This is a genomic window from Pseudomonas sp. p1(2021b) (assembly GCF_020151015.1).
GTDB lineage: Bacteria > Pseudomonadota > Gammaproteobacteria > Pseudomonadales > Pseudomonadaceae > Aquipseudomonas > Aquipseudomonas putida_K.
This window is the reverse complement of sequence record NZ_CP083746.1, coordinates 1205902-1225984: the sequence shown is the minus strand read 5'-3', so window position 1 is coordinate 1225984 and position 20083 is coordinate 1205902. Positions and strand designations below refer to the sequence as shown.

18 protein-coding genes and 2 tRNA genes are annotated in these 20083 nt (G+C 63.9%); 8 read left to right on the top strand and 12 right to left on the bottom strand.

Going from position 1 to position 20083, the window contains the following annotated elements:
• Positions 1 to 96: 96 nt before the first annotated feature.
• Both K8374_RS05745 and K8374_RS05740 read right to left on the bottom strand, forming a co-directional pair.
• A tRNA-Asp gene (locus K8374_RS05745) sits at positions 97 to 173 on the bottom strand.
• Positions 174 to 189: 16 nt separating this feature from the next.
• A tRNA-Val gene (locus K8374_RS05740) sits at positions 190 to 265 on the bottom strand.
• Positions 266 to 471: 206 nt separating this feature from the next.
• Between K8374_RS05740 and rdgC the strand changes: the two genes are divergently transcribed.
• Both rdgC and sugE read left to right on the top strand, forming a co-directional pair.
• Positions 472 to 1392 carry a recombination-associated protein RdgC gene (gene rdgC, locus K8374_RS05735; protein ID WP_084858652.1) on the top strand — a complete coding sequence of 307 codons (921 nt, stop codon included), beginning with the start codon at positions 472 to 474 and terminating at the stop codon, positions 1390 to 1392.
• Positions 1393 to 1624: 232 nt separating this feature from the next.
• Positions 1625 to 1942 carry a quaternary ammonium compound efflux SMR transporter SugE gene (sugE, locus tag K8374_RS05730; protein WP_084858651.1) on the top strand — a complete coding sequence of 106 codons (318 nt, stop codon included), beginning with the start codon at positions 1625 to 1627 and terminating at the stop codon, positions 1940 to 1942.
• 18 nt (positions 1943 to 1960) lie between these two features.
• On the opposite strand, the gene K8374_RS05725 is transcribed toward sugE, so the two are convergent.
• A complete protein-coding gene (locus tag K8374_RS05725) occupies positions 1961 to 3835 on the bottom strand; it encodes an MFS transporter (protein ID WP_224458252.1) in 1875 nt (624 codons plus the stop codon).
• A gap of 209 nt (positions 3836 to 4044) precedes the next feature.
• Here K8374_RS05725 and K8374_RS05720 point away from each other — a divergent pair, with 209 nt between their 5' ends.
• Both K8374_RS05720 and K8374_RS05715 read left to right on the top strand, forming a co-directional pair.
• Entirely contained in the window at positions 4045 to 5223 is a 1179-nt protein-coding gene (locus tag K8374_RS05720) for an MFS transporter (protein ID WP_224458251.1), read from the top strand.
• A gap of 162 nt (positions 5224 to 5385) precedes the next feature.
• Positions 5386 to 8862: a PAS domain-containing hybrid sensor histidine kinase/response regulator gene (locus K8374_RS05715; protein WP_224458250.1), complete on the top strand. Its 3477-nt coding sequence runs from the start codon at positions 5386 to 5388 to the stop codon at positions 8860 to 8862.
• On the opposite strand, the gene rmuC is transcribed toward K8374_RS05715, so the two are convergent.
• Positions 8834 to 10219: a DNA recombination protein RmuC gene (gene rmuC / locus K8374_RS05710; protein WP_224459277.1), complete on the bottom strand. Its 1386-nt coding sequence runs from the start codon at positions 10217 to 10219 to the stop codon at positions 8834 to 8836. The two genes, K8374_RS05715 and rmuC, sit on opposite strands and share 29 nt — an antisense overlap.
• A gap of 202 nt (positions 10220 to 10421) precedes the next feature.
• Positions 10422 to 10835 (bottom strand): tetratricopeptide repeat protein, encoded by a 414-nt coding sequence (locus K8374_RS05705; protein WP_224459276.1) that lies wholly within the window; start codon positions 10833 to 10835, stop codon positions 10422 to 10424.
• Between the two features lie 944 nt (positions 10836 to 11779).
• On the opposite strand from K8374_RS05705, the gene K8374_RS05700 reads away from it, so the two are divergent.
• The 3 genes from K8374_RS05700 to K8374_RS05690 all read left to right on the top strand — a co-directional run bounded on the left by K8374_RS05700 (position 11780) and on the right by K8374_RS05690 (position 14148).
• The gene (locus K8374_RS05700; protein WP_224458249.1) at positions 11780 to 12004 is read left to right on the top strand and encodes a hypothetical protein; all 225 of its coding nucleotides are present in this window, start codon (positions 11780 to 11782) and stop codon (positions 12002 to 12004) included.
• 249 nt (positions 12005 to 12253) lie between these two features.
• Positions 12254 to 12736 carry a hypothetical protein gene (locus K8374_RS05695; RefSeq protein ID WP_224458248.1) on the top strand — a complete coding sequence of 161 codons (483 nt, stop codon included), beginning with the start codon at positions 12254 to 12256 and terminating at the stop codon, positions 12734 to 12736.
• A gap of 146 nt (positions 12737 to 12882) precedes the next feature.
• Positions 12883 to 14148: an OmpP1/FadL family transporter gene (locus K8374_RS05690; protein ID WP_224458247.1), complete on the top strand. Its 1266-nt coding sequence runs from the start codon at positions 12883 to 12885 to the stop codon at positions 14146 to 14148.
• A 117-nt stretch (positions 14149 to 14265) separates the two neighbouring features.
• On the opposite strand, the gene K8374_RS05685 is transcribed toward K8374_RS05690, so the two are convergent.
• The gene (locus K8374_RS05685) at positions 14266 to 15195 is read right to left on the bottom strand and encodes a LysR family transcriptional regulator (RefSeq protein WP_224458246.1); all 930 of its coding nucleotides are present in this window, start codon (positions 15193 to 15195) and stop codon (positions 14266 to 14268) included.
• A gap of 115 nt (positions 15196 to 15310) precedes the next feature.
• Between K8374_RS05685 and K8374_RS05680 the strand changes: the two genes are divergently transcribed.
• Positions 15311 to 15565, top strand: coding sequence for a DUF2798 domain-containing protein (locus tag K8374_RS05680; RefSeq protein ID WP_224458245.1), 255 nt, complete (start codon positions 15311 to 15313; stop codon positions 15563 to 15565).
• A gap of 3 nt (positions 15566 to 15568) precedes the next feature.
• On the opposite strand, the gene K8374_RS05675 is transcribed toward K8374_RS05680, so the two are convergent.
• The 6 genes from K8374_RS05675 to K8374_RS05655 form a co-directional block, all read right to left on the bottom strand.
• Positions 15569 to 16120, bottom strand: a complete 552-nt coding sequence (locus K8374_RS05675; RefSeq protein ID WP_224458244.1) for a glutathione peroxidase — start codon at positions 16118 to 16120, stop codon at positions 15569 to 15571.
• Positions 16121 to 16167: 47 nt separating this feature from the next.
• Entirely contained in the window at positions 16168 to 16290 is a 123-nt protein-coding gene (locus tag K8374_RS26215) for a hypothetical protein (protein ID WP_263498522.1), read from the bottom strand.
• A complete protein-coding gene (locus K8374_RS05670; protein WP_224458243.1) occupies positions 16287 to 17489 on the bottom strand; it encodes an MFS transporter in 1203 nt (400 codons plus the stop codon). Before K8374_RS05670 ends, K8374_RS26215 begins: the two co-directional genes overlap by 4 nt.
• A 63-nt stretch (positions 17490 to 17552) precedes the next feature.
• Positions 17553 to 17957, bottom strand: coding sequence for a MarR family winged helix-turn-helix transcriptional regulator (locus tag K8374_RS05665; protein ID WP_224458242.1), 405 nt, complete (start codon positions 17955 to 17957; stop codon positions 17553 to 17555).
• A gap of 54 nt (positions 17958 to 18011) precedes the next feature.
• Positions 18012 to 19190: a glycoside hydrolase family 5 protein gene (locus tag K8374_RS05660; protein ID WP_411969600.1), complete on the bottom strand. Its 1179-nt coding sequence runs from the start codon at positions 19188 to 19190 to the stop codon at positions 18012 to 18014.
• Between the two features lie 155 nt (positions 19191 to 19345).
• A complete protein-coding gene (locus K8374_RS05655) occupies positions 19346 to 20083 on the bottom strand; it encodes an adenosylcobinamide-GDP ribazoletransferase (protein ID WP_224458241.1) in 738 nt (245 codons plus the stop codon).

The following is a 20083-nucleotide window of genomic DNA, read 5'->3' as shown; positions in this document are numbered from 1 at the left end:
GTGAGTGGGTTCGCCGTAGCAGAAACAAAAAAAGCGACCCTAAGGTCGCTTTCTTTGTGGCTTCCGGGTGTTCAGTGGGCCCTGGAAGCTGGAATATGGCGCAGCGGACGGGACTCGAACCCGCGACCCCCGGCGTGACAGGCCGGTATTCTAACCGACTGAACTACCGCTGCGCTAAACATCGAGAAGTGGTGGGTGATGACGGGATCGAACCGCCGACCCTCTGCTTGTAAGGCAGATGCTCTCCCGGCTGAGCTAATCACCCAACGTCTCGGTGTGGCGCGCATTCTACGGAGGACCTGCCACCCTGGCAAGCACTTTTTTAAAAAATTTTTTCAGGCCTTTCAAAGACCTAGCGCAGCAGCGCTTTTCTCCTGAATTAAGTCGCTGGTGGCGCTCTGACAGGGTTGGCCTGCGACCACCCCTCGGAGAATAATGCCCGCCTTATGCATTAAGGAGAGATTCCCCCTCATGTGGTTCAAGAACCTGCTGACCTACCGCCTGACCCAGGACGTCCCGTTCGAGCCCGAGGCACTGGAAGCCGCCCTGGCCAGCAAGCCAGCCCGCCCCTGCGCCAGCCAGGAGCTGACCACCTATGGTTTCGTCGCCCCGTTCGGCAAGGGCGAGGATGCTCCCTTGGTGCACGTCAGCGGTGACTTCCTGCTGATCGCCGCACGCAAGGAGGAACGCATCCTGCCCAGCAGCGTGGTCAACGATGCGGTCAAGGAGAAGGTCGAAGAAATCGAGACCGAGCAGATGCGCAAGGTCTATAAAAAGGAACGCGACCAGATCAAGGACGAGATCATCCAGGCGTTCCTGCCCCGCGCCTTCATCCGCCGTTCGATGATCTTCGCCGCCATCGCCCCGCGCCTGGGTCTGATCCTGGTCAACTCGGCCAGCGCCAAGCGTGCCGAGGACCTGCTGTCGACCCTGCGTGAAGTGATGGGCTCGCTGCCGGTGCGCCCGGTCACGGTCAAGACCGCCCCGAGCGCGACCATGACCGACTGGGTCAAGACCCAGGAGCCGGCCGCCGACTTCTTCGTCCTGGATGAGTGCGAGCTGCGCGACACCCATGAAGACGGCGGCATCGTGCGCTGCAAGCGCCAGGACCTGGCCAGTGAAGAGATCCAGCTACACCTGGGCACCGGCAAGGTGGTCACCCAGCTGGCCCTGGCCTGGCAGGACAAGCTGTCGTTCGTGCTCGACGACAAGACCGTGATCAAGCGCCTGAAGTTCGAGGAGCTGCTGCAGGAGCAGGCCGAACAGGACGGCGGCGAGGAAGCCCAGCAGCAGTTCGATGCCAGCTTCACCCTGATGATGATGACCTTCACCGAATTCCTGCCGGCGCTCTTCGAGGCACTGGGAGGCGAGGAGATTCCGCAGGGGGTCTGAGAGAGCGGTCGCCTCACCGGCGCAATCGCGGGACAAGCCCGCTCCCACAGGGCCTCTCCATCTCCTGTGAGAGTGGGCTTGTCCCGCGATTGCGTGGGCCCAGGTAACGACTACACGCTTGCCGACCTTCAGCAAAATGTGCAGTATAGTGCGCACTGTGAGGACGGCCTCACGACGCAGCGCGTGACCATTCCGGGGACGGCCCCATCCTTAGCAACGATGGAGACTCATCATGTCCTGGATCATCCTGTTCTTCGCCGGCCTGTTCGAAGTGGGCTGGGCCGTAGGCCTCAAGTACACCGACGGTTTCACCCGCCCCCTCCCCACTGCCTTGACCGTGGCCGCCATGGCCGTGAGCCTGGGCCTGCTGGGCCTGGCCATGAAGGAACTGCCACTGGGTACCGCCTATGCGGTCTGGACTGGCGTCGGCGCCGTGGGCACAGTGATCGCCGGGATCATCCTGTTCGGCGAATCCATGGCGTTCATGCGCCTGGCCAGCGTCGCGCTGATCGTGGCCGGCCTGGTTGGCCTGAAGGTCAGCACCAGCTGACCTTCACCCCTTCCCTTCTCAACGCACGTCGCCGCGCAGGGCACAGACCTTCTCGCGCAGCGCCTCGGGCTGCGCCGCGTCCACCGGGACGGCGGCGCCAGCCACCAGGGTCACCCTCGACCACAGACGCTTGAAGAACCCCTTGTTCGGGTCGCGACTGAAGAAACTGCCCCAAAGCCCCTGCAACGCCAGCGGAATCACCGGTACCGGGGTTTCCTGCAGGATGCGGCTCACCCCACCCTTGAACACATCGATTTCTCCATCGGCACTGAGCTTGCCTTCGGGGAAGATGCACACCAGCTCGCCACCGGCCAGGTACTGGGCGATACGGGCGAAGGCGCGTTCGTAGGTGGCTTCGTCCTCGCCACGCCCGGCGATAGGGATGGCCCCGGCAGTGCGGAAGACGAAGTTGAGCACCGGCAGGTTGTAGATCTTGTAGTACATGACGAAACGTATCGGCCGGCGAATGGCACCACCGATCAGCAGCGCATCGACGAACGACACGTGGTTGCACACCAGCAACGCCGCACCTTGGTCGGGGATGCGCTCCAGGTCGCGATGCTCCACGCGGTACATGGAGTGGCTGAGCAGCCAGATCATGAAGCGCATGGTGAACTCGGGCACGATGCGGAAGATGTAGGCGTTGACCGCGATGTTGAGCAGCGACACCACCAGGAACAGCTGTGGGATGCTCAGCTCGGCCAGGCTCAACAGGACGATGGTGACGATGGCCGAAACCACCATGAACAAGGCATTGAGGATGTTGTTGGCGGCGATCACCCGGGCCCGCTGGTCTTCAGGGGTGCGCGCCTGGATCAAGGCATACAGCGGCACGATGTAGAAGCCGCCGAACACGCCCAGGCCGACGATCGAGAGCAGGATCCACCAGGCCTGGCCCATACCCAGCAGCGCCAGCCAGTCATGAGGCACGGCGCCCACCGGCACATCGCCGGAGTGCCACCACCAGAGCAGGCCGAACAGCGTCAGGCCGAAGGAGCCGAACGGCACCAGGCCGATCTCCACCTTGCGCCCGCTTAGGCGTTCGCAGAGCAGCGAACCCAGGGCGATGCCCACCGAGAACAGGGTCAGCACCAGGGTCACCACGGTTTCGTCGCCGTGCAGCCAGTCCTTGGCATAGGCCGGGATCTGGGTCAGGTAGATGGCGCCGACGAACCAGAACCAGGAGTTGCCGACGATCGAGCGGGACACCGCCGGGGTCTGCCCCAGGCCCAGGCGCAGGGTGGCCCAGGATTGCTTGAAAATGTTCCAGTCCAGTTTCATCTGCGGCGCGGCTGCGGCAGCCCGGGGGATCCAGCGGCTGGCCAGGTAGCCGAGCACCGCGGTGACCATCACGCCGGTGGCGGCCACCGTGGCGTAGTGCGTGGAGGACATCATCACGCCGGCACCGATAGTCCCGGCCAGGATCGCCAGGAAGGTGCCCATCTCCACCAGGCCGTTACCGCCGACCAGTTCCTCTTCCCGCAGGGCCTGGGGCAGGATCGAGTACTTCACCGGGCCGAACAGCGCCGAGTGGGTGCCCATGGCGAACAAGGCCAGCAGCATCAACGGCAGATGGCCGGTGACGAAACCCGTGGCGCCGACGGCCATGATGACGATCTCGGCCAGCTTGATCACACGGATCAGCGCATCCTTGGCGAACTTCTCGCCGAACTGCCCGGCCAGCGCCGAGAACAGGAAGAACGGCAGGATGAACAACAGTGCGCACAGGTTGACCCAGATCGAGCGGTCGCCTTCCAGGCTCAGCTTGTAGAGGATCGCCAGGATCAGCGACTGCTTGAACAGGTTATCGTTGAAGGCGCCCAGCGACTGGGTGATGAAGAACGGCAAGAAGCGCCGCTTGCCGAGCAGGGTGAATTGCGAGGGGTGGCTCATCGTCCGTGTACCTGGTTGGGCTTTTCAATTGGAGGCACGTACTGCGCGAGAAGCCACAAATCTGCATGGGAATGAGCCTGGCTGGCAACCCGTAACTGTTTCGGCATGAGGCAGCCCCGCGTCCATGGGTGCTCAAGGGATACCACGACATTGTTCACGCACGCTCCTATGCTTGGACTCCGGCACCACCCCGACCACAAGGATGTCCGATGCTCGCCGCCCTCAAACGCTACCCCCGCTCCGTGCGCCTGCTGCTGGCGACCGCGACCGTCCTGACCTTCGCCCGGGCAATCACCCTGCCCTATCTGGTGGTGTACCTGGCCGATACCTTCCAATTGGCGGTCGGCCCCATCGGCTTGCTGGTCGGCAGCGCCGTGATCCTCGCCTCGTTGCTGAGCCTGTACGGCGGCCACCTGGTCGACACCGTGCGCAACCATACCTTGTTGCTAGGCGCCATCTCGGTATTCACCCTGGCCTTCGTCGGGGCGATCGCCAGCCGCTCGGCCGCGCTGTTCTTCTTCTGCCTGGTGATGATCAACCTGGCCCTGGCGGTGGTCGACATCGCCGTGAAGTCGGGCTTCTGCGCCTTGCTGCCGGTGGCCGAGCGTGCCGAGGTGTTCGCCATCAAATACACCTTGAACAATATCGCCTACGCGGTCGGCCCCCTGCTGGGGGTGGCCCTGTTCGAACAAGGTGCCTACCTGCCCTTCCTGGTTTCCGCACTGATCGGCCTGGGCATGGGCGGGCTCTATCACGGTTTGGGCGACCGGCGCCTGCAGGTCGGTGAGAACGCCCAGCACAACGCCGGGTTCACCGAGGTCGCCCTGCGTCTGGTAAGTGATCGCCGGTTGATCTGCTTCACCGTGGGCGGGATGCTGAGCGCCGTGGTGTTCGGCCAGTTCGGCGCCTACCTGTCCCAGTACCTGGTGGTGACCACCAACGCCAAGGAGGCGGCGCGGCTGGTGGGCTACCTGATCACCACCAACGCCGTCACGGTGATCGGGCTCCAGTACCTGATCGGCCGACGCATCGACCGCCAGCGCCTGATGCCTTGGCTGCTGGCCGGCATGGCGCTGTTCATCCTCGGCTTGCTGGGGTTTTCCGTGGCCGGCTCCGCCCTGGCCTGGTGCCTGGCGATGGTGGTGTTCACCCTCGGCGAGATCATCGTGATCCCAGCCGAATACATGTTCATCGACCTGATCGCGCCGGAGCATCTGCGGGGTGTCTATTATGGCGCGCAGAACCTGTCCAACCTGGGGGCGGGATTGGGGCCGGCGATCGTCGGCTTTGCCCTGGGGCAGTGGGTGCCGGCGGCGACCTTCTACCTGCTGGTGATGTCGGTGATACTGGCGGGGGTGTTCTATTGGCTGGGTACACGCAGGCCTTGAGCGTGCCGGTGCGGGCCTACCGCGGCGGGCTTGACCCGCGATCGGGCCGATACGGGCGTGCGACGTCCTGCCACTGCGACCATTGTCGGCGCTGACGAACCCCAGTGGCCGTGCCAGACTGATTGATCGGGACCGCGTTTTCTTTTTTGCTCCGGAGTTTGCATGTCGTTGTCCAGCGGGCTGATCGCCGTGGTCGCCCTGGCCTATATGGCCATCATGTTCGCCATCGCCTTCTACGGCGACCGCCGCAGCACGCCGCTGCCGCCGCGCCTGCGCGCGTGGGTCTACAGCCTGTCGCTGGCCGTGTACTGCACCAGCTGGACCTTCTTCGGCGCGGTCGGCCAGGCCGCCGAACAGCTGTGGGCCTTCCTGCCGATCTACCTGGGGCCGGTGCTGTTGCTGGTCTTCGCACCCTGGGTGGTGCAGAAGATGGTGCTGATCAGCAAGCAGGAGAACATCACCTCGATCGCTGACTTCATCGCCGCCCGCTACGGCAAGTCGCAATCCCTGGCGGTGGTGGTGGCGCTGATCTGCCTGGTCGGGGTTTTGCCGTACATCGCCCTGCAGCTCAAGGGTATCGTGCTGGGCGTCAACCTGCTGATCGGCGCCAACGCCGACGCCACAGGCACCCGGGTGCAGGACACCGCGCTGGTCGTCTCGCTGGTGCTGGCCCTGTTCGCCATCGTCTTCGGCACCCGCAGCCTGGACGTCACCGAGCACCACCGTGGCATGGTCCTGGCCATCGCCTTCGAATCATTGGTCAAGCTACTGGCATTTCTCGCCGTGGGCGCCTTCGTGGTGTTCAACCTGTACGATGGCTTCGACGACCTGTTCAACCAGGCGCGCCACTCGGTGCACCTGGAAAGCTACTGGCAGGAGACGGTCAACTGGCCGTCGATGGTGGTGCAGACCGCCGTGGCGATGATGGCGATCATCTGCCTGCCACGCCAGTTCCACGTGACGGTGGTAGAGAACATCGAACCCCAGGACATGCGCCTGGCACGCTGGGTATTCCCGCTGTACCTGGCGCTGGCTGCCCTGTTCGTGGTACCGATCGCCCTGGCTGGGCAGATGCTGTTGCCCGGCACGGTGATCTCCGACTCCTTCGTGATCAGCCTGCCGCTGGCCGAGGCCCACCCGAGCCTGGCGTTGCTGGCCTTCATCGGCGGCGCCTCGGCAGCCACCGGCATGGTCATCGTCGAGGCGGTGGCGCTGTCGACCATGGTCTCCAACGACATGCTGCTGCCCTGGCTGCTGCGGCGCAACAACGCCGAGCGGCCGTTCGAGGCGTTCCGCCACTGGATGCTTTCGGTACGGCGGGTGACCATCGTGGTCATCCTGCTGCTCGCCTATGTCAGCTATCGCCTGCTTGGCTCCACCGCCAGCCTGGCGACCATCGGCCAGATCGCCTTCGCCGCCGTCACCCAGCTGACCCCGGCGATGCTCGGCGCGCTCTACTGGAAGCAGGCCAACCGCCGCGGCGTGTTCGCGGGCCTGGCAGCGGGGATCTTCCTATGGTTCTACACGCTGGTGCTGCCCATTGCCGCCCGTAGCCTGGGCTGGTCGCTGCAACTGTTCCCGGGGCTGGCCTGGCTGCATGGCAACCCGCTGGACCTGCCCATCACGCCGCTGACCCAAGGGGTGGTGCTATCGCTGGCGGGCAACTTCATCCTCTTCGCCTGGGTCTCGATCCTTTCTCGCACGCGGGTATCGGAGCACTGGCAGGCCGGCCGCTTCATCGGCCAGCAGAGCAGCGCCCGGCCCAGCAGCCGCTCGCTGCTGGCCGTGCAGATCGACGACCTGCTCAAGCTGGCCGCGCGCTTCGTCGGTGAAGAGCGCGCTCGGCAGAGCTTCATCCGCTTCGCCTATCGCCAGGGCAAGGGTTTCAACCCCAACCAGAACGCCGACGGCGACTGGATCGAACACACCGAGCGCCTGCTCGCCGGCGTGCTCGGCACCTCCTCGACCCGCGCGGTGGTCAAGGCGGCCATCGAAGGCCGCGAGATGCAGCTCGAAGACGTGGTGCGCATCGCCGACGAAGCCAGCGAGGTGCTGCAGTTCAACCGTGCCTTGCTGCAGGGGGCCATCGAGAACATCAACCAGGGTATCAGCGTGGTGGACCAGAACCTGCACCTGGTAGCCTGGAACCGTCGCTACCTGGAGCTGTTCAACTACCCCGACGGGCTGATCAGCGTCGGCCGACCGATCGCCGACATCATCCGCTACAACGCCGAACGTGGCCTGTGCGGCCCCGGTGAAGCCCAGGTCCATGTGGCCCGGCGCCTGCACTGGATGCGCCAAGGCCGCGCGCACACCTCCGAGCGGCTGTTCCCCAACGGCCGGGTCATCGAGCTGATCGGCAACCCCATGCCCGGTGGTGGGTTCGTCATGAGTTTCACCGACATCACCCCGTTCCGCGAGGCCGAACAGGCACTCAAGGATGCCAACGAGGGGCTGGAACAGCGGGTCGCCGAGCGCACCCACGAGTTGTCCCAGCTCAACCAGGCGCTGTCGGAGGCCAAGAGCCAGGCCGAGGCCGTCAGCCAATCCAAGACCCGCTTCCTGGCCGCGGTCAGCCACGACCTGATGCAGCCGCTCAATGCCGCGCGGCTGTTCTCCGCCGCGCTGGCGCAACAGGACGAGGGCATGACCGACGAGGCCCGGCAACTGGTGCAGCATATGGACAGTTCGCTGCGCTCCGCCGAGGAACTGATCAGCGATCTGCTGGATATCTCGCGCCTGGAGAACGGCAAGGTCACTCCCGACCCGAAACCGTTCGCCCTCAGCGAGCTGTTCGATACCCTGGGCACCGAGTTCAAGGTGCTGGCCGCGGAAAAGGGCCTGGAATTCCGCCTGCGCGGCAGCCGGTTGCGGGTCGACAGCGACATGAAACTGCTGCGCCGGGTGCTGCAGAACTTCCTGACCAACGCCCTGCGCTATGGCAAGAGCCCGATCCTGCTGGGCGTACGCCGCCAGGGCGAGCGCCTGTGGCTGGAGGTGTGGGACCGCGGCCCAGGCATCGCCGACGACAAGCTGCAGGTGATCTTCCAAGAGTTCAAGCGCCTGGACAGCCACCAGACCCGTGCCGAGAAAGGCCTGGGCCTGGGCCTGGCCATCGCCGACGGCCTGTGCCGGGTGCTCGGCCACCCGCTGGAGGTGCGTTCCTGGCCCGGCAAGGGCAGCGTGTTTCGTGTCAGCGTGCCGATCGCCCGCAGTGCCGTCGCCCCGGCCAAGGCGCCGGTGGAACAGGCCAGCCAACCACTGGCCGGGCTGCAGGTGCTGTGCGTCGACAACGAAGACAGCATTCTTGTGGGCATGAACAGCCTGCTCGGCCGCTGGGGCTGCCGGGTCTGGACCGCGCGCAACCGCGAGGAATGCGAGGCGCTGCTGGGCAAGGGCATGCGCCCGCACCTGGCGCTGGTGGACTACCACCTGGACGACGGCGAGACCGGTACCGGCCTGATGGCCTGGCTACGCACCCGCCTGGGCGAGCCGGTGCCTGGCGTGGTGATCAGTGCCGACGGGCGCAACGAGACCATCGCACTGGTCCATGCCGCAGGCCTCGACTACCTGGCCAAACCCGTCAAGCCGGCAGCCCTGCGTGCATTGCTCAACCGCCATCTGAGCCTGGTTCAGTAAGCGCTTCGTCGGCCATCACCCCATCGGCAAGGGCCCGCTCGAGCAAGTCGCCCGGCAGGCTCTTGCTGGCCCGGGCACCCAGCAGCTTGAGCTGCTCGCTGCGGCTGACCAGGTTGCCGCGCCCTTCGCAGAGCTTGTTGCGCGCTGCGGCATAGGCCTTGTCCACCTGCTGCAGGCGGCTGCCCAGTTCGTCCAGGTCCTGGATGAACAGCACGAACTTGTCGTACAGCCACCCGGCGCGCTCGGCGATTTCCCGGGCGTTCTGGCTTTGACGCTCCTGCTTCCACAGGCTGTCGATGACCCGCAAGGTGGCCAGCAAGGTGGTGGGGCTGACGATGACGATCTGCCGGTCGAAGGCCTCCTGGAACAGGTTCGGCTCGGCCTGCAGGGCGGCGGAGAACGCCGCTTCGATGGGCACGAAGAGCAGGACGAAATCCAGGCTGTGCAGGCCATCGAGGCGGTTGTAGTCCTTGCTGGACAAGCCTTTGACATGGCTGCGCAGCGACTGCACGTGCTGCTTGAGGGCCGCCTGGGCGCTCTCGGTGTTGGGGTCGCCGACAAATTGCTGATAGGCGGTCAGGCTGACCTTGGCATCGACCACCACCTGCTTGTCGCCTGGCAGCATGATCAGTACGTCGGGCTGGTAGCGCTCGCCGTCGGCGCTCTTGAGGCTGACCTGGGTCTGGTACTCGCGGCCCTTTTCCAGGCCCGCATGCTCCAGCACCCGCTCCAGGATCAGCTCGCCCCAGTTGCCCTGGGTCTTCTGGCCCTTGAGTGCCTGGGTCAGGTTGGTGGCTTCGTCGGACAGGCGCAGGTTCAACTGCTGCAGGCGCTCGAGCTCCTTGCCCAGGGAGAAGCGTTCGCGGGCTTCCTGCTGGTAGCTTTCCTCCACGCGCTTTTCGAAGGCCTGGATGCGCTCCTTGAGCGGGTCGAGCAACTGGCCCAGGTGCTGCTGGCTGGTCTGGGCGAAGCGCTGTTCGCGTTCATCGAAGATCTTGGTGGCCATTTCGGCGAACTGGGCACGCAAGGTGTCGCGGGCTTGCTGCAGGTCTTCGAGGCGTTGCTGGTGGCTTTCCTGCTGTTCGCGCAGCTCGGCTTCCAGGCGGGCGGCCTGGGCTTCCAGGCGGCGCAGTTCGGCCTCGCGGTTGGCCCGCTCCAGCTGCCAGGCGTGGGCGGCATCGCGAGCGTTGTCGCGGTCGATCTGCAACAGTTCCAGTTCGCGGGCCTGGGCCGCCAGGGTGGTCTGCTTGAGCACATTGGCTTCGCTCAGGTCGCTGATTTCGTCGCGGCTGGCGTCCAGCTGCGCCTGCAGGCCTTCCTGGGCGAGCTGGGCACTGCCAAGGCGCTCTTCGAGCAGCGCCAGTTCCGATTGCCGGGCAGACAGGCGCCGCTGCAGTTGCACGGCCCAGCCCAGGCAAGGTATGGCTGCGGCCACGAGGCCCAGCAGGATACTGGCAAGATCCACTGCCATAGCGACTCCGGTCGGTGTTCGATAATGCTGTGCAGCTTATCAGGTGAGGGGCTTGGGGGATGTGTTGGTGGAGTTCACCGACGCTGCTTCAGCTCAGCTGTTTGAGCAACCGCCGCGCTTCCTGCGAGCCCTGCCCCGCCGCCAGTTCCAGCCAGTAACGGGCCTGCTCCGGCTCACTGTGCTGGCACAGCCGCGCAAACTCCAGCTGGGCACGACGGTCGCCCGACCGTGCAGCCTGGCGCAGCAGTTCGTGGCCGATGCGCCGGTCGCGGGCATTGCCACAGTCGCGGCAAAGCATCAGACCCAGCCGGCTCTGGGCGACCACCACGCCCTGGCGCGCGGGCTGCTTGAGCAGGCGGCCGGCCAGGTGCTTGACGCTGGGCTTGTCGCCCAGGCGCGGGCTGTCGAGCAGCCAAAGGGCCACCTTCAGGGAAAAGCGCTTGGAGGGAGGCACTGTCGAATGTGCAGCGGGGCTTGCGAGGGGTTTACCGCGAAACTTCATGAGCAACAGCGAAGGCAATTCGAAAGGCGCGCACTGTACTGCATTTTTTTGTTCATGGCCCGGCCAAATCCTAAAGATGTAAAAAAAAATTTCGATGATCTTTTCTTGACGTTTTCGCTCGATGGACCCCTTGCCGAGCTCGGATGACTGATCGTCGGACAATTCAAAAACAGCTGGCACGCCCGTCCTAGAGCAAGCGCTCGGGACAATCCACAGAAGCTGTGGATAACTCAGTGGACAACCGCCCCGACACGTCTTCAAACCCCGATGGAATGGGGCTTTCGGTCAAACTGACGATTTTTTCACCAGTAAAAATTAGTGTTTTTTTTCATTGACTTAAGGATTCAGTCAAGGCATTGGCGAGCTCGCCGCCGCACGTTGCCAAACCGTTACAAGTCACACTCATCGTGTGTACAAGTACGCCAGGGGCATCCAGTTGGATAGGAAAACCGCAAGATCGTCGAAGCCGACCGCAGAACCGCCCCACTTCACAGCACTGCGAATAAAGGCCATACTGCTCGGCTCGCCTGGCAAAACCTAAATTGCTTGCCAGGCAGCGTTCTTTCCTGTAGGGTGCGCATCGTTAGTACCCAGCTGAAAGTCAATTCTGGCCAATATGTCCTTGCAGTGCCTCTCGCCCCACACGAGCCATTGCTGAAACCAGGACCGGCCCCCTCGATGATTCACTCGGCAGCAAACCTGCCCCAGCACGAATCACGCGACAGATTGATCGGGACCTTCACCCAGAGGCATTGAACCTTGGCCCTGGCGTGCCTGCCCGCCTTCTGAAGTACCTACCAGTCAGCCCAGCGCCCACATTTGCTTGCGCCTCATCTGGCTGCCCTGTTCCAGTCAGGTTCTTCGTCCCTTAATAAAGGCGTCACTGGAACGTTTCTAAAATGCACGGATCGAAATCCGTGTTTAAAGCAGGAACATCCAACAATATGAATACCCATCATCAGATCCAAGCCGCTATCGGCACCTTGTCCCAGGCCTTCGCGCCGTTGAAATGCGTTATCGTCGCCCCCCACAAGGGCAACTTCAGCTTCACCCTGGTCGACGAACATGGCATCGCCTGCCACACCGAACGCCTGTACCCGGAACAATACAGCCGCGTCGCCCCGCTGCAGGCTGTCATCGAACGGACCCGCCAGTCGCTGGCCGCGTGAGCGGCCTATTCCGGCGCATCCAGGCGCACGATAGCCCCTTCCCTTCGCTTCCTGATCGTTCTTGGCGTAATTGCTTCAAGGCATATGCGCCAGGGCGACGGGCAGCAATCGATTTAAAAACAGCCCTTTACATCACGATTATCACACTACACTTCAACTCGAGCGGTGCGAGCCGCTTCCGGCGGGCCTGATCAATTCACCAGCTGCCAAGCTCCAGTGCCCGTCGGCCCTTAACTGATCGAGGGCACCATGGGTATCGCGGCTAAAGAGTTGTGTCAGTATGTGATCCGTCCGACCCTGCTCTACCTGGGCCGTCACAGCCAAAGCGCCGAGGCCTTGCTGCTGGGCGTTGCAGCCAGCCAATCGGCGTTGGGTTCAGCGCTGCACGACCGACGGGGCCATGGTCTCTATCTAATAGGCGAAACCCGCCACCAGGCGCTCTGGGACGACTTCCTGGCACGCGACCCGGACCTTGCCAGCCTGGTCCGCGGCCTGGCCAGCCAACACGCCTTTCTGCGCGGGCCGCACCTGGAGCTCGCGGTCAACCTGCGTTATTCCACGGCTATCGCCTGGATGCTCATCGAAGAGCAGGCCATGCCACTACCGGCGCCGAACGACCTGTTGGGCCTGGCGCGGGTCTGGCGACAGATCTTCCACCCCCAAGGGCGCCTGCGGGACTTCACCCAAGCCTGGCATTTGTGTGTGGATCCGATTTTATCCCAGGCATCTTAAGACGCGTCTTACAAATAACCGGAAAAAAGGGAATTTTGGTCTGATTGTCCTACAAAACTGCGTGAACTGCTGCGATTACCGCTATAGCGCCGCGCGTGATTTGTTGGTAGCTTTTCGCCCCGGAGATCCCAAGGAGTTTCACAATAATGAAAAAAGCAATGCTCAAAACCTCCCTCGGTGTAGCCGTCGCCCTCGCATCCAGCCAACTGTTCGCCGCGGGCTTCGCCCTCAACGAACAAAGTGTCAGCGGCATGGGGACCGGTTTCGCAGGGCGTTCGTCTTCTGCCGAGGATGCCAGCACTGTATTCGGCAACCCTGCCGGCATGTCACGCCTCAAGCGCGAGCAGATCACCGTTGGGGGCGCAGCGGTCATCGCCAAAACCGATATTTCCGGCCCTGGGAGCAACCTGGGTGGGGAAACCGACGGCGACATGGTGCCGACCGTGGGTGTGCCGATGGGCTACTACGTCAAACCAATCGATGATCACTGGAGCGTAGGTTTCGGTGTTTACGTGCCATTCGGCCTGGTCACCGACTATGGCAGCGATGACGCTGCACGCTACTGGGGCAAGAAGAGCCACGTCGAAGTCATCACCTTCCAGCCGACCGTCAGCTATGCCTTCAACGACAAGGTGTCGATCGGTTTCGGCCCGACCATCAACCGCATCAAGGGCGAACTGGGCTCCAGCCTGATCAACCCGTTCACACCCGGCGCCAACGATGGCGAAGTCAAGATCAAGGGCGACGACACCGCTGTCGGCTACAACATCGGTGTGCTGGTCCAGGCCACGGACCGAACCCGTGTTGGCCTGACCTACCATTCGATGGTGGACTACAAGCTCGAGGGCAAGACCCGTGTCAGCACGCCGCTGATCGGCCCTTACGATGGCAGCAAGTTCGACGCCAGTCTGAAGATCAAGACACCGGAATCCGTCGACCTCTCGATTACCCACGAGCTGAACGACCAGTGGACCCTCTACGCGGGCAGTACCTGGACCCGCTGGAGCCGCCTGGAAAACATCACCGTGGAGAACGACGTTCCACCACCGTTGACCGGCTCGCCGTTCGATACCATCACCGAAGAGCAGAACTGGCATGACACCTGGGCACACGCCATCGGCGCGTCCTACAAGGTGAACAAGGAGTGGACCCTGCGCGCAGGCTTCTCGGTCGACCAGTCGCCGACCAACAACCACGACCGTTCGCCGCGTATTCCGACCGGTGATCGCAAGGCTGTGAGCTTCGGCGCCGGCTGGAGCCCGAACGACGACATGACCATCGACCTGGCGTATTCCTACCTGTGGGAAGAAGACACCAAGGTCAACCAAGTCAGCGCCAGCAAAGGCTCTTACCAAGCCAAGTACGAGAACAGCGCACATGGTCTTGGCGCTTCTCTGACCTACCGCTTCTGATCGCTTGAATGATCGGGGCCGCTACGCGCCCCATCGCGGCACAAGGCCGCTCCTACAGGAATTGGGCACGCCCTGTAGGATCACCTTGTGCCGCGATGGGGCGCGTAGCGGCCCTGATTACGCCTGCACCCGCCACCGCTCCCCCAACGCCTCCTGCAAATACGCCATGAACGCCCGCACCTTGGCCGTCAATGCAAAGCGGTCGGCCACGCACAGGTAGATATCCATCGGCTCGGTCTGGGCATAGGCATGCCCGGCTTCACCGGGCTCGAACAACGGCACCAGGCGACCGGCTGCCAGATGCGGTCTGACGATGAATTCCGCCAGGCGGGTGATGCCGCCATCGTTGAGGGCCATCTGGGTCAAAACGTCGATATCGTCGCTGATCAGCACACTGCCGAACTCGGCCTCGAAGCGTAGCCCGTCACGCATGAAGCCCCACCGCAGGAAGCGCCCATCCACCGGGTAGCGGAACACCAGGCAACGGTGGTCGCGCAGCGCCTCGGGCGTGGCGGGTAACCCAGCACTGCGCAGATAGCCAGGCGATGCACAGCAGATGAAGGGAATACGTGCGATATGCCGAGCCAGCAGGTTGTCCTCCAACTGCGGCGTGATTCGCAGGCTCACATCCACATCTTCCCGAGCGTGATTGACCCTACGGTCAGTCGTTACCAATTCTATTGAAAGCAACGGATGACGAGCGCAGAAGCCTGGGATCAGCGGCGCCAGCACATGCCGCCCGAAGGCCGAGGTGGAGGCGATGCACAAGCGGCCCTGGGGTTCGCTCTGCGGCGTGGTCACGGCCTGCTCAGCCAGGGCGAGGTCACGTTCGACATGCCGGACCTTGTCGTAATAGAGCTTGCCAGCTGACGTCAACGCCAGGCTGCGGGTGGTCCGCGAGACCAGACGGACGTGCAGGTGGGCTTCCAGGCGCGCCAGGGTCTGGCTTGCGGCCGCGGGGCTGAGCCCCAACGCACGGGCGCCGCCGGCGATGCTGCCGGCTTCGGCGACCTTGATGAAGCAGCGGATGGCGTTGAGCAGGTCCATGTCGAGCCCAATGGATTCGTAAGTAATTCTTTATAAAGAACTCAGCCCAGCGGGTCTACAGGCCCTGCCCCGCCATTGCTAACCTGCGCCTCCCTTTACTCGACCAGGAGCTTCCATGGGCGAAATATCTACCTCCCGCCGCAAGCTGCACCCTGCGGCCACTCCTTACGTATTCGCCTTCTATATGTCGGCGATCATGGCCCTGCTGATGTGTTTCGTGATCACCGCCGCCAGCGCCGGCATCGGCACCGATTACCTGATGAAAGTCTTCAAGGCCTACCAACTGGCAATGCCGGTGGCGTTCATCTGCGTGCTGATGGTGCGCCCCATCGTCATGCGCCTGGTGGCGCTGACGGTGAACCCGCACTGAGGCTCAAGGCTGGGAGGCGATGGCTTTTTCGATCGCCGCCTGGAACGCCGGGTCGTCAGGCTTGGTCAGGCTGGAGAAATTGGCGATCACCTTGCCCCGGCGATCCACCACGTATTTGTAGAAATTCCATTTCGGCGCACTGCTCTGACGCGCCAGCTCGCTGAACAGCGGCACCGCATCCTTGCCCCGCACCGCCTGGGCCTTGGTCATGGTGAAGGTGACGCCGTAGTTGGCATAGCAGACCTTGGCGGTCTTCTCGCTGTCGGCATCTTCCTGCTTGAAATCGTTCGACGGCACGCCGAGCATCTCCAGGCCTTGGCCGTGGTATTGCTTGTAGGTTGCCTCCAACCCTTCGAACTGCGGGGCGAAGCCGCAATAGCTCGCGGTGTTCACCACCACCAAGGGCTTGCCGGCGAAGCGCTGGCACAAATCGATCTGTTCCTTGCCGCGCAGCTCGGGCAGGCTGCCCTGCAACAACGCCGGGCAGTCCGCCGCCCAGCTCGAGGTGGCAGCGGCCAGGGCCAACAACGGGAAGGCAAGCCAGCGTACATGCATCGTTCGGTACTCCTGCAAAGTGAAATCCTTGCCTTGCAGGGTAGCGCCTAACAGGCGCCTATGCCCAACTGCATCAACGCCAGCCCGCCCTCGTGCCAGCCCCACCAGGCCAATGCCAGCACCAGCAGCGCCCCCGCCGCCAGCAGCCAGCGCCCCCATGAACGGCTCATGCGGCCTGGGCCTGCAGGCGCGCGACCGGGCGCTCGCGCACCGGCCAGCTGAGGGCCGCGGCCATCAGGCTGAGCAGGATCGAGATCTGCCAGACCAGCTCATAGCTGCCGGTGCGGTCATACACCACGCCGCCCAGCCAACCCCCGAGGAAGGCCCCCAGCTGGTGGAACAGGAAGACGATGCCGCCGAGCATGGATAGATTGCGTACTCCGAACACCGTGGCCACGGTGCCGTTGGTCAGGGGTACCGTGGACAGCCACAGCAGGCCCATGGCGATGCCGAACAGGTAGGCACTGGCCTGGGTCACCGGCGCCCACAGGAACAGCACGATCACTACCGCCCGCAACAGGTACAACCCTGTGAGCAGGCGCGGCTTGGACATGCGCCCGCCCAGCCAACCGGCTGTGTAGGTGCCGACGATGTTGAATAGCCCGACCAGCGCCAGCACGGTAGTGCCGGTGGTGGCCGGCAAGTGCTGGTCCACCAGGTAGGCTGGCAGGTGCACGCCGATGAACACCACCTGAAAGCCACAGACGAAGAAACCCAGGGCCAGCAGCCAGAAACCCGGATGCGAACAGGCTTCGTGCAAGGCCTGGCCAAGGCTCTGTTCGGTGCCATGGCTGGGCAACGGGCGGTCTTTCAGCATGCCCACAAATGGCACGATCAGCGCCACCAGCAACCCCAGCACGAGCAAGGCCGCCGACCAGCCCAGCCACTGAATCAGGCCGAGGGTGCCCGGCAGCATGGCGAACTGGCCGAACGAGCCAGCGGCACTGGCGATACCCATGGCCAGGCTGCGCTTTTCCGGCGGCACCGCACGCCCCACGACCCCGAGCAGGACCGAGAAAGAGGTGCCGGACAGCCCGATGCCGATCAACAGCCCGGCACTGAGCGACAGCGACCAGGCCGAGTCGGCCATGCCCATCAGGATCAGCCCTGCGGTGTAGAGAAGGCCACCGACGATCACCACCCTGGCCGCTCCCAGGCGGTCTGCCAAGGCGCCGGCAAAGGGCTGGGCCAGGCCCCAGATCAAGTTCTGCAAGGCAATAGCGAAGGCGAATACCTCACGCCCCCAGCCGAACTCGGCGCTCATCGGCGCCAGGAACAGGCCGAAGCCGTGCCGCACCCCCAGGGACAGCGCCAGGATCAGCGCCGCGCCCAACAATACCCACCCGCTGGTTCGCCATACCGAAGTCATTGTGGTTATCTCCAGCACATCGCAAGGTTATACGGGTATATACCCGCTTTTAATCGAAGGGCTTTACGCCAAACGTTCCAATAGCCGCACCAACATATCCCGCTGCCCTTCCCCCAAGCGCTCCACAAGCTCACGCTGGGCCTGCTCCCAGGCAGGATGCGCGGCCTGCAGCAAAGCCTTGCCTGCAGCGGTCAGCAACACCAGGCGGTTGCGCTGGTCATCGCCATCGGCCAGGGCCACCCACCCTTCGGCCTCCAGCACCCGCAGGTTTCGCCCCAGGGTGCTGCGGTCCAGGCCCATGGCCTCGGCCAGGGTGGTGATACTTGGCCGGTCGAGCCGCTGTAGATGACGAAGCAGGGAAAACTGCGCGACATTGACGCCGAAACCCACAAGGGCCTCGTCGTAGTGCCGGCTCACCCCACGGGCAGCGCGGCGCAGATGGGTACAGATGCATTCACTGGTCAACATGAATCCGTGTATATACCCGCACCTTGTATGTTGCAAGAAATTTCGCGCGACCGATCAGCGTGCCAGCCGTCGGCGGATCGGTTCGAATTCAGCCGTGGCCTGCCGCGCCAGCGGGTCCGGCTCGCCCTTGTCGATAGCCTGCCAGTAGCGCCAGGGCACCTTGGCCGACCCCAGCTCGTAGTCCATGCCGTCCCAGTTGTCCTCGCGAAAACTGTAGAAGGCCCAGTGCAGCTTGTTCTGGTCCAGGACAGTGAGCACATCCTCCAGGTACTGCTTGCACCCCGCGAGCTGGCGCATGCAGCCGAACTCGCCCACCACCAGGCGCGACCGCGGGATCGCCATGGCATCCACCCAGGCCAAGGGTTGCTGCAGGTACTCGGCCACACGTTCGGCCCCCCATAGCTCACGCTTGCCGCCGAAAGGCGCAGGCCCCGGATAGGGTATCGGTTGCTTGCGGGCCATGTTCGGCGCACTGGTGACTTGATAGGGCTCGTACATATGCAGGCTGTAGAGCACCCGGGCATCCTGCAGCGGCGCCGGCCAGTAGCCGAAGGCGTCGGCGGCGGCGTACCAACCGGCATTGAGCATGACCGGGGTGACGGCGTCGACCTCACGGATGGCCGCCACCACCTGGCGATAGAACGCAGGCAGGTCGCGCGCACTGCCTTGCGCCTGGGCATACCACTGGCGCATGCGTTCAGGCTTGGCGTGTTCGGCCAGGCCGCCCTGCTTTTCCGGCGCGGGTTCGTTGATCAGGTTGTAGGCCGCCACGGCTGGATGGCCCTTGAGCGCGAGGGCCAGGTCGCGCCAGAACTCGGCGGCCTGGGCCCAATAGGCCTTGTCTTGCCAGAGGCGGTCGTCGAACGTGCCCTGGTTATTCTGCGACCAGCGCATGCCAGGCAGCGAAAGCGGTGCGATCACGACCTTGAGCCCGGCGGCGTGGGCATTGTCCAGGGTGGCCTTGAGCTGCGCCAGGTCGGCAGGCATGAGGCCCTTGTAGGCATCGGCATTGCCTATCAGGAAGTCGCGCCGCTCGGGCTGCCATTTGTCGTAGGACAGCCGAACCCAGGTGGCGCCATAGCCTTTGAGCGCCTCGAAGTACGCCTGGTCAGGCGGGAGTCGGTTGAAGCTGTTGCCGCCGTGACGTGGTGTGTCCCAGAAATCGATGAGGTCGGCTGCCACGCTGGGCAGGCTGGTCAGCGCGAGGGCGCCGGCGAGTATCCAGTGGCGCATGCGAAGGCTCCCTGGTCGGTTGAGAAGCCCGTGAGCATACGCCTGCCTTGGCTGGGAAACCGTTCAGGTACGTTGCGGGAAGTTGCAGGGTGCCTGCGTTTAAGAAGGTAGTGTCGAAACGGCTACGGCGATACTTCGACGCCCCAACACCCTCTTCACCGGCTGAACAATGCCAACCCAAGCACCACCGCCAGCTCCACCAACTCCAGCAAGGCCCCCGCCGTATCTCCCGTCGTGCCTCCTAGCCGCCGACACATCAGCCGCCGTCCCCAGGCGAAGACCAACACCGCCAGCAGCAACACCCCGAACACCTGCCACCCGCCGAGCAACACCGCAGCCAGCGAGGTACCCGCCAGCACCCAGGCCGCGGCCGCTTTCGGCAGGTGATCGGCCAATGCCTGCCCCAGCCCACCCGGGCGTACGTAAGGGGTGCTCATGAACAACCCCAGCAACGCCGCCCGACCTACCACCGGCGCCAGCACCAGCGATGCACCGGCGCCCTGCTCCACTAGCACCCACAGTGCACAGAACTTCAACAACAGGACCAGCACCAGCGTGACCACGGCGATCGGGCCGCTGCGTGGGTCCTTCATGATTCGCAGGGTACGCTCGCGATCGCCGAAACCGCCCAGCCAGGCATCGGCACTGTCGGCCAGGCCATCCAGGTGCAAGGCACCGCTGAGCATCACCCACAGCGTCAACAGCAAGGCCGCGTTCAGAGGCGCGGCAATGCCTTGCAACAGGTGGCTGGCCAGCCATAGCACCACGCCGAACAGCAGACCGACCAGCGGGTAATAGAGCAGCGAACGGCCTATCTGCCGGGGCTCCGGCATGCCCGGCAGGCGCACAGGCAGGCTGCTGAGAAATTGCAGGGCGATCCAGAATGGCGTCAT

Coding starts and splice junctions, on each gene's coding strand:
- rdgC (WP_084858652.1), top strand. CDS start 472: ATGTGGTTCAAGAACCTGCTGACCTACCGCCTGACCCAGGACGTCCCG.
- sugE (WP_084858651.1), top strand. CDS start 1,625: ATGTCCTGGATCATCCTGTTCTTCGCCGGCCTGTTCGAAGTGGGCTGG.
- K8374_RS05725 (WP_224458252.1), bottom strand. CDS start 3,835: ATGAGCCACCCCTCGCAATTCACCCTGCTCGGCAAGCGGCGCTTCTTG.
- K8374_RS05720 (WP_224458251.1), top strand. CDS start 4,045: ATGCTCGCCGCCCTCAAACGCTACCCCCGCTCCGTGCGCCTGCTGCTG.
- K8374_RS05715 (WP_224458250.1), top strand. CDS start 5,386: ATGTCGTTGTCCAGCGGGCTGATCGCCGTGGTCGCCCTGGCCTATATG.
- K8374_RS05705 (WP_224459276.1), bottom strand. CDS start 10,835: ATGAAGTTTCGCGGTAAACCCCTCGCAAGCCCCGCTGCACATTCGACA.
- K8374_RS05700 (WP_224458249.1), top strand. CDS start 11,780: ATGAATACCCATCATCAGATCCAAGCCGCTATCGGCACCTTGTCCCAG.
- K8374_RS05695 (WP_224458248.1), top strand. CDS start 12,254: ATGGGTATCGCGGCTAAAGAGTTGTGTCAGTATGTGATCCGTCCGACC.
- K8374_RS05690 (WP_224458247.1), top strand. CDS start 12,883: ATGAAAAAAGCAATGCTCAAAACCTCCCTCGGTGTAGCCGTCGCCCTC.
- K8374_RS05685 (WP_224458246.1), bottom strand. CDS start 15,195: ATGGACCTGCTCAACGCCATCCGCTGCTTCATCAAGGTCGCCGAAGCC.
- K8374_RS05680 (WP_224458245.1), top strand. CDS start 15,311: ATGGGCGAAATATCTACCTCCCGCCGCAAGCTGCACCCTGCGGCCACT.
- K8374_RS05675 (WP_224458244.1), bottom strand. CDS start 16,120: ATGCATGTACGCTGGCTTGCCTTCCCGTTGTTGGCCCTGGCCGCTGCC.
- K8374_RS26215 (WP_263498522.1), bottom strand. CDS start 16,290: ATGAGCCGTTCATGGGGGCGCTGGCTGCTGGCGGCGGGGGCGCTGCTG.
- K8374_RS05670 (WP_224458243.1), bottom strand. CDS start 17,489: ATGACTTCGGTATGGCGAACCAGCGGGTGGGTATTGTTGGGCGCGGCG.
- K8374_RS05665 (WP_224458242.1), bottom strand. CDS start 17,957: ATGTTGACCAGTGAATGCATCTGTACCCATCTGCGCCGCGCTGCCCGT.
- K8374_RS05660 (WP_411969600.1), bottom strand. CDS start 19,190: ATGCGCCACTGGATACTCGCCGGCGCCCTCGCGCTGACCAGCCTGCCC.
- K8374_RS05655 (WP_224458241.1), bottom strand. CDS start 20,083: ATGACGCCATTCTGGATCGCCCTGCAATTTCTCAGCAGCCTGCCTGTG.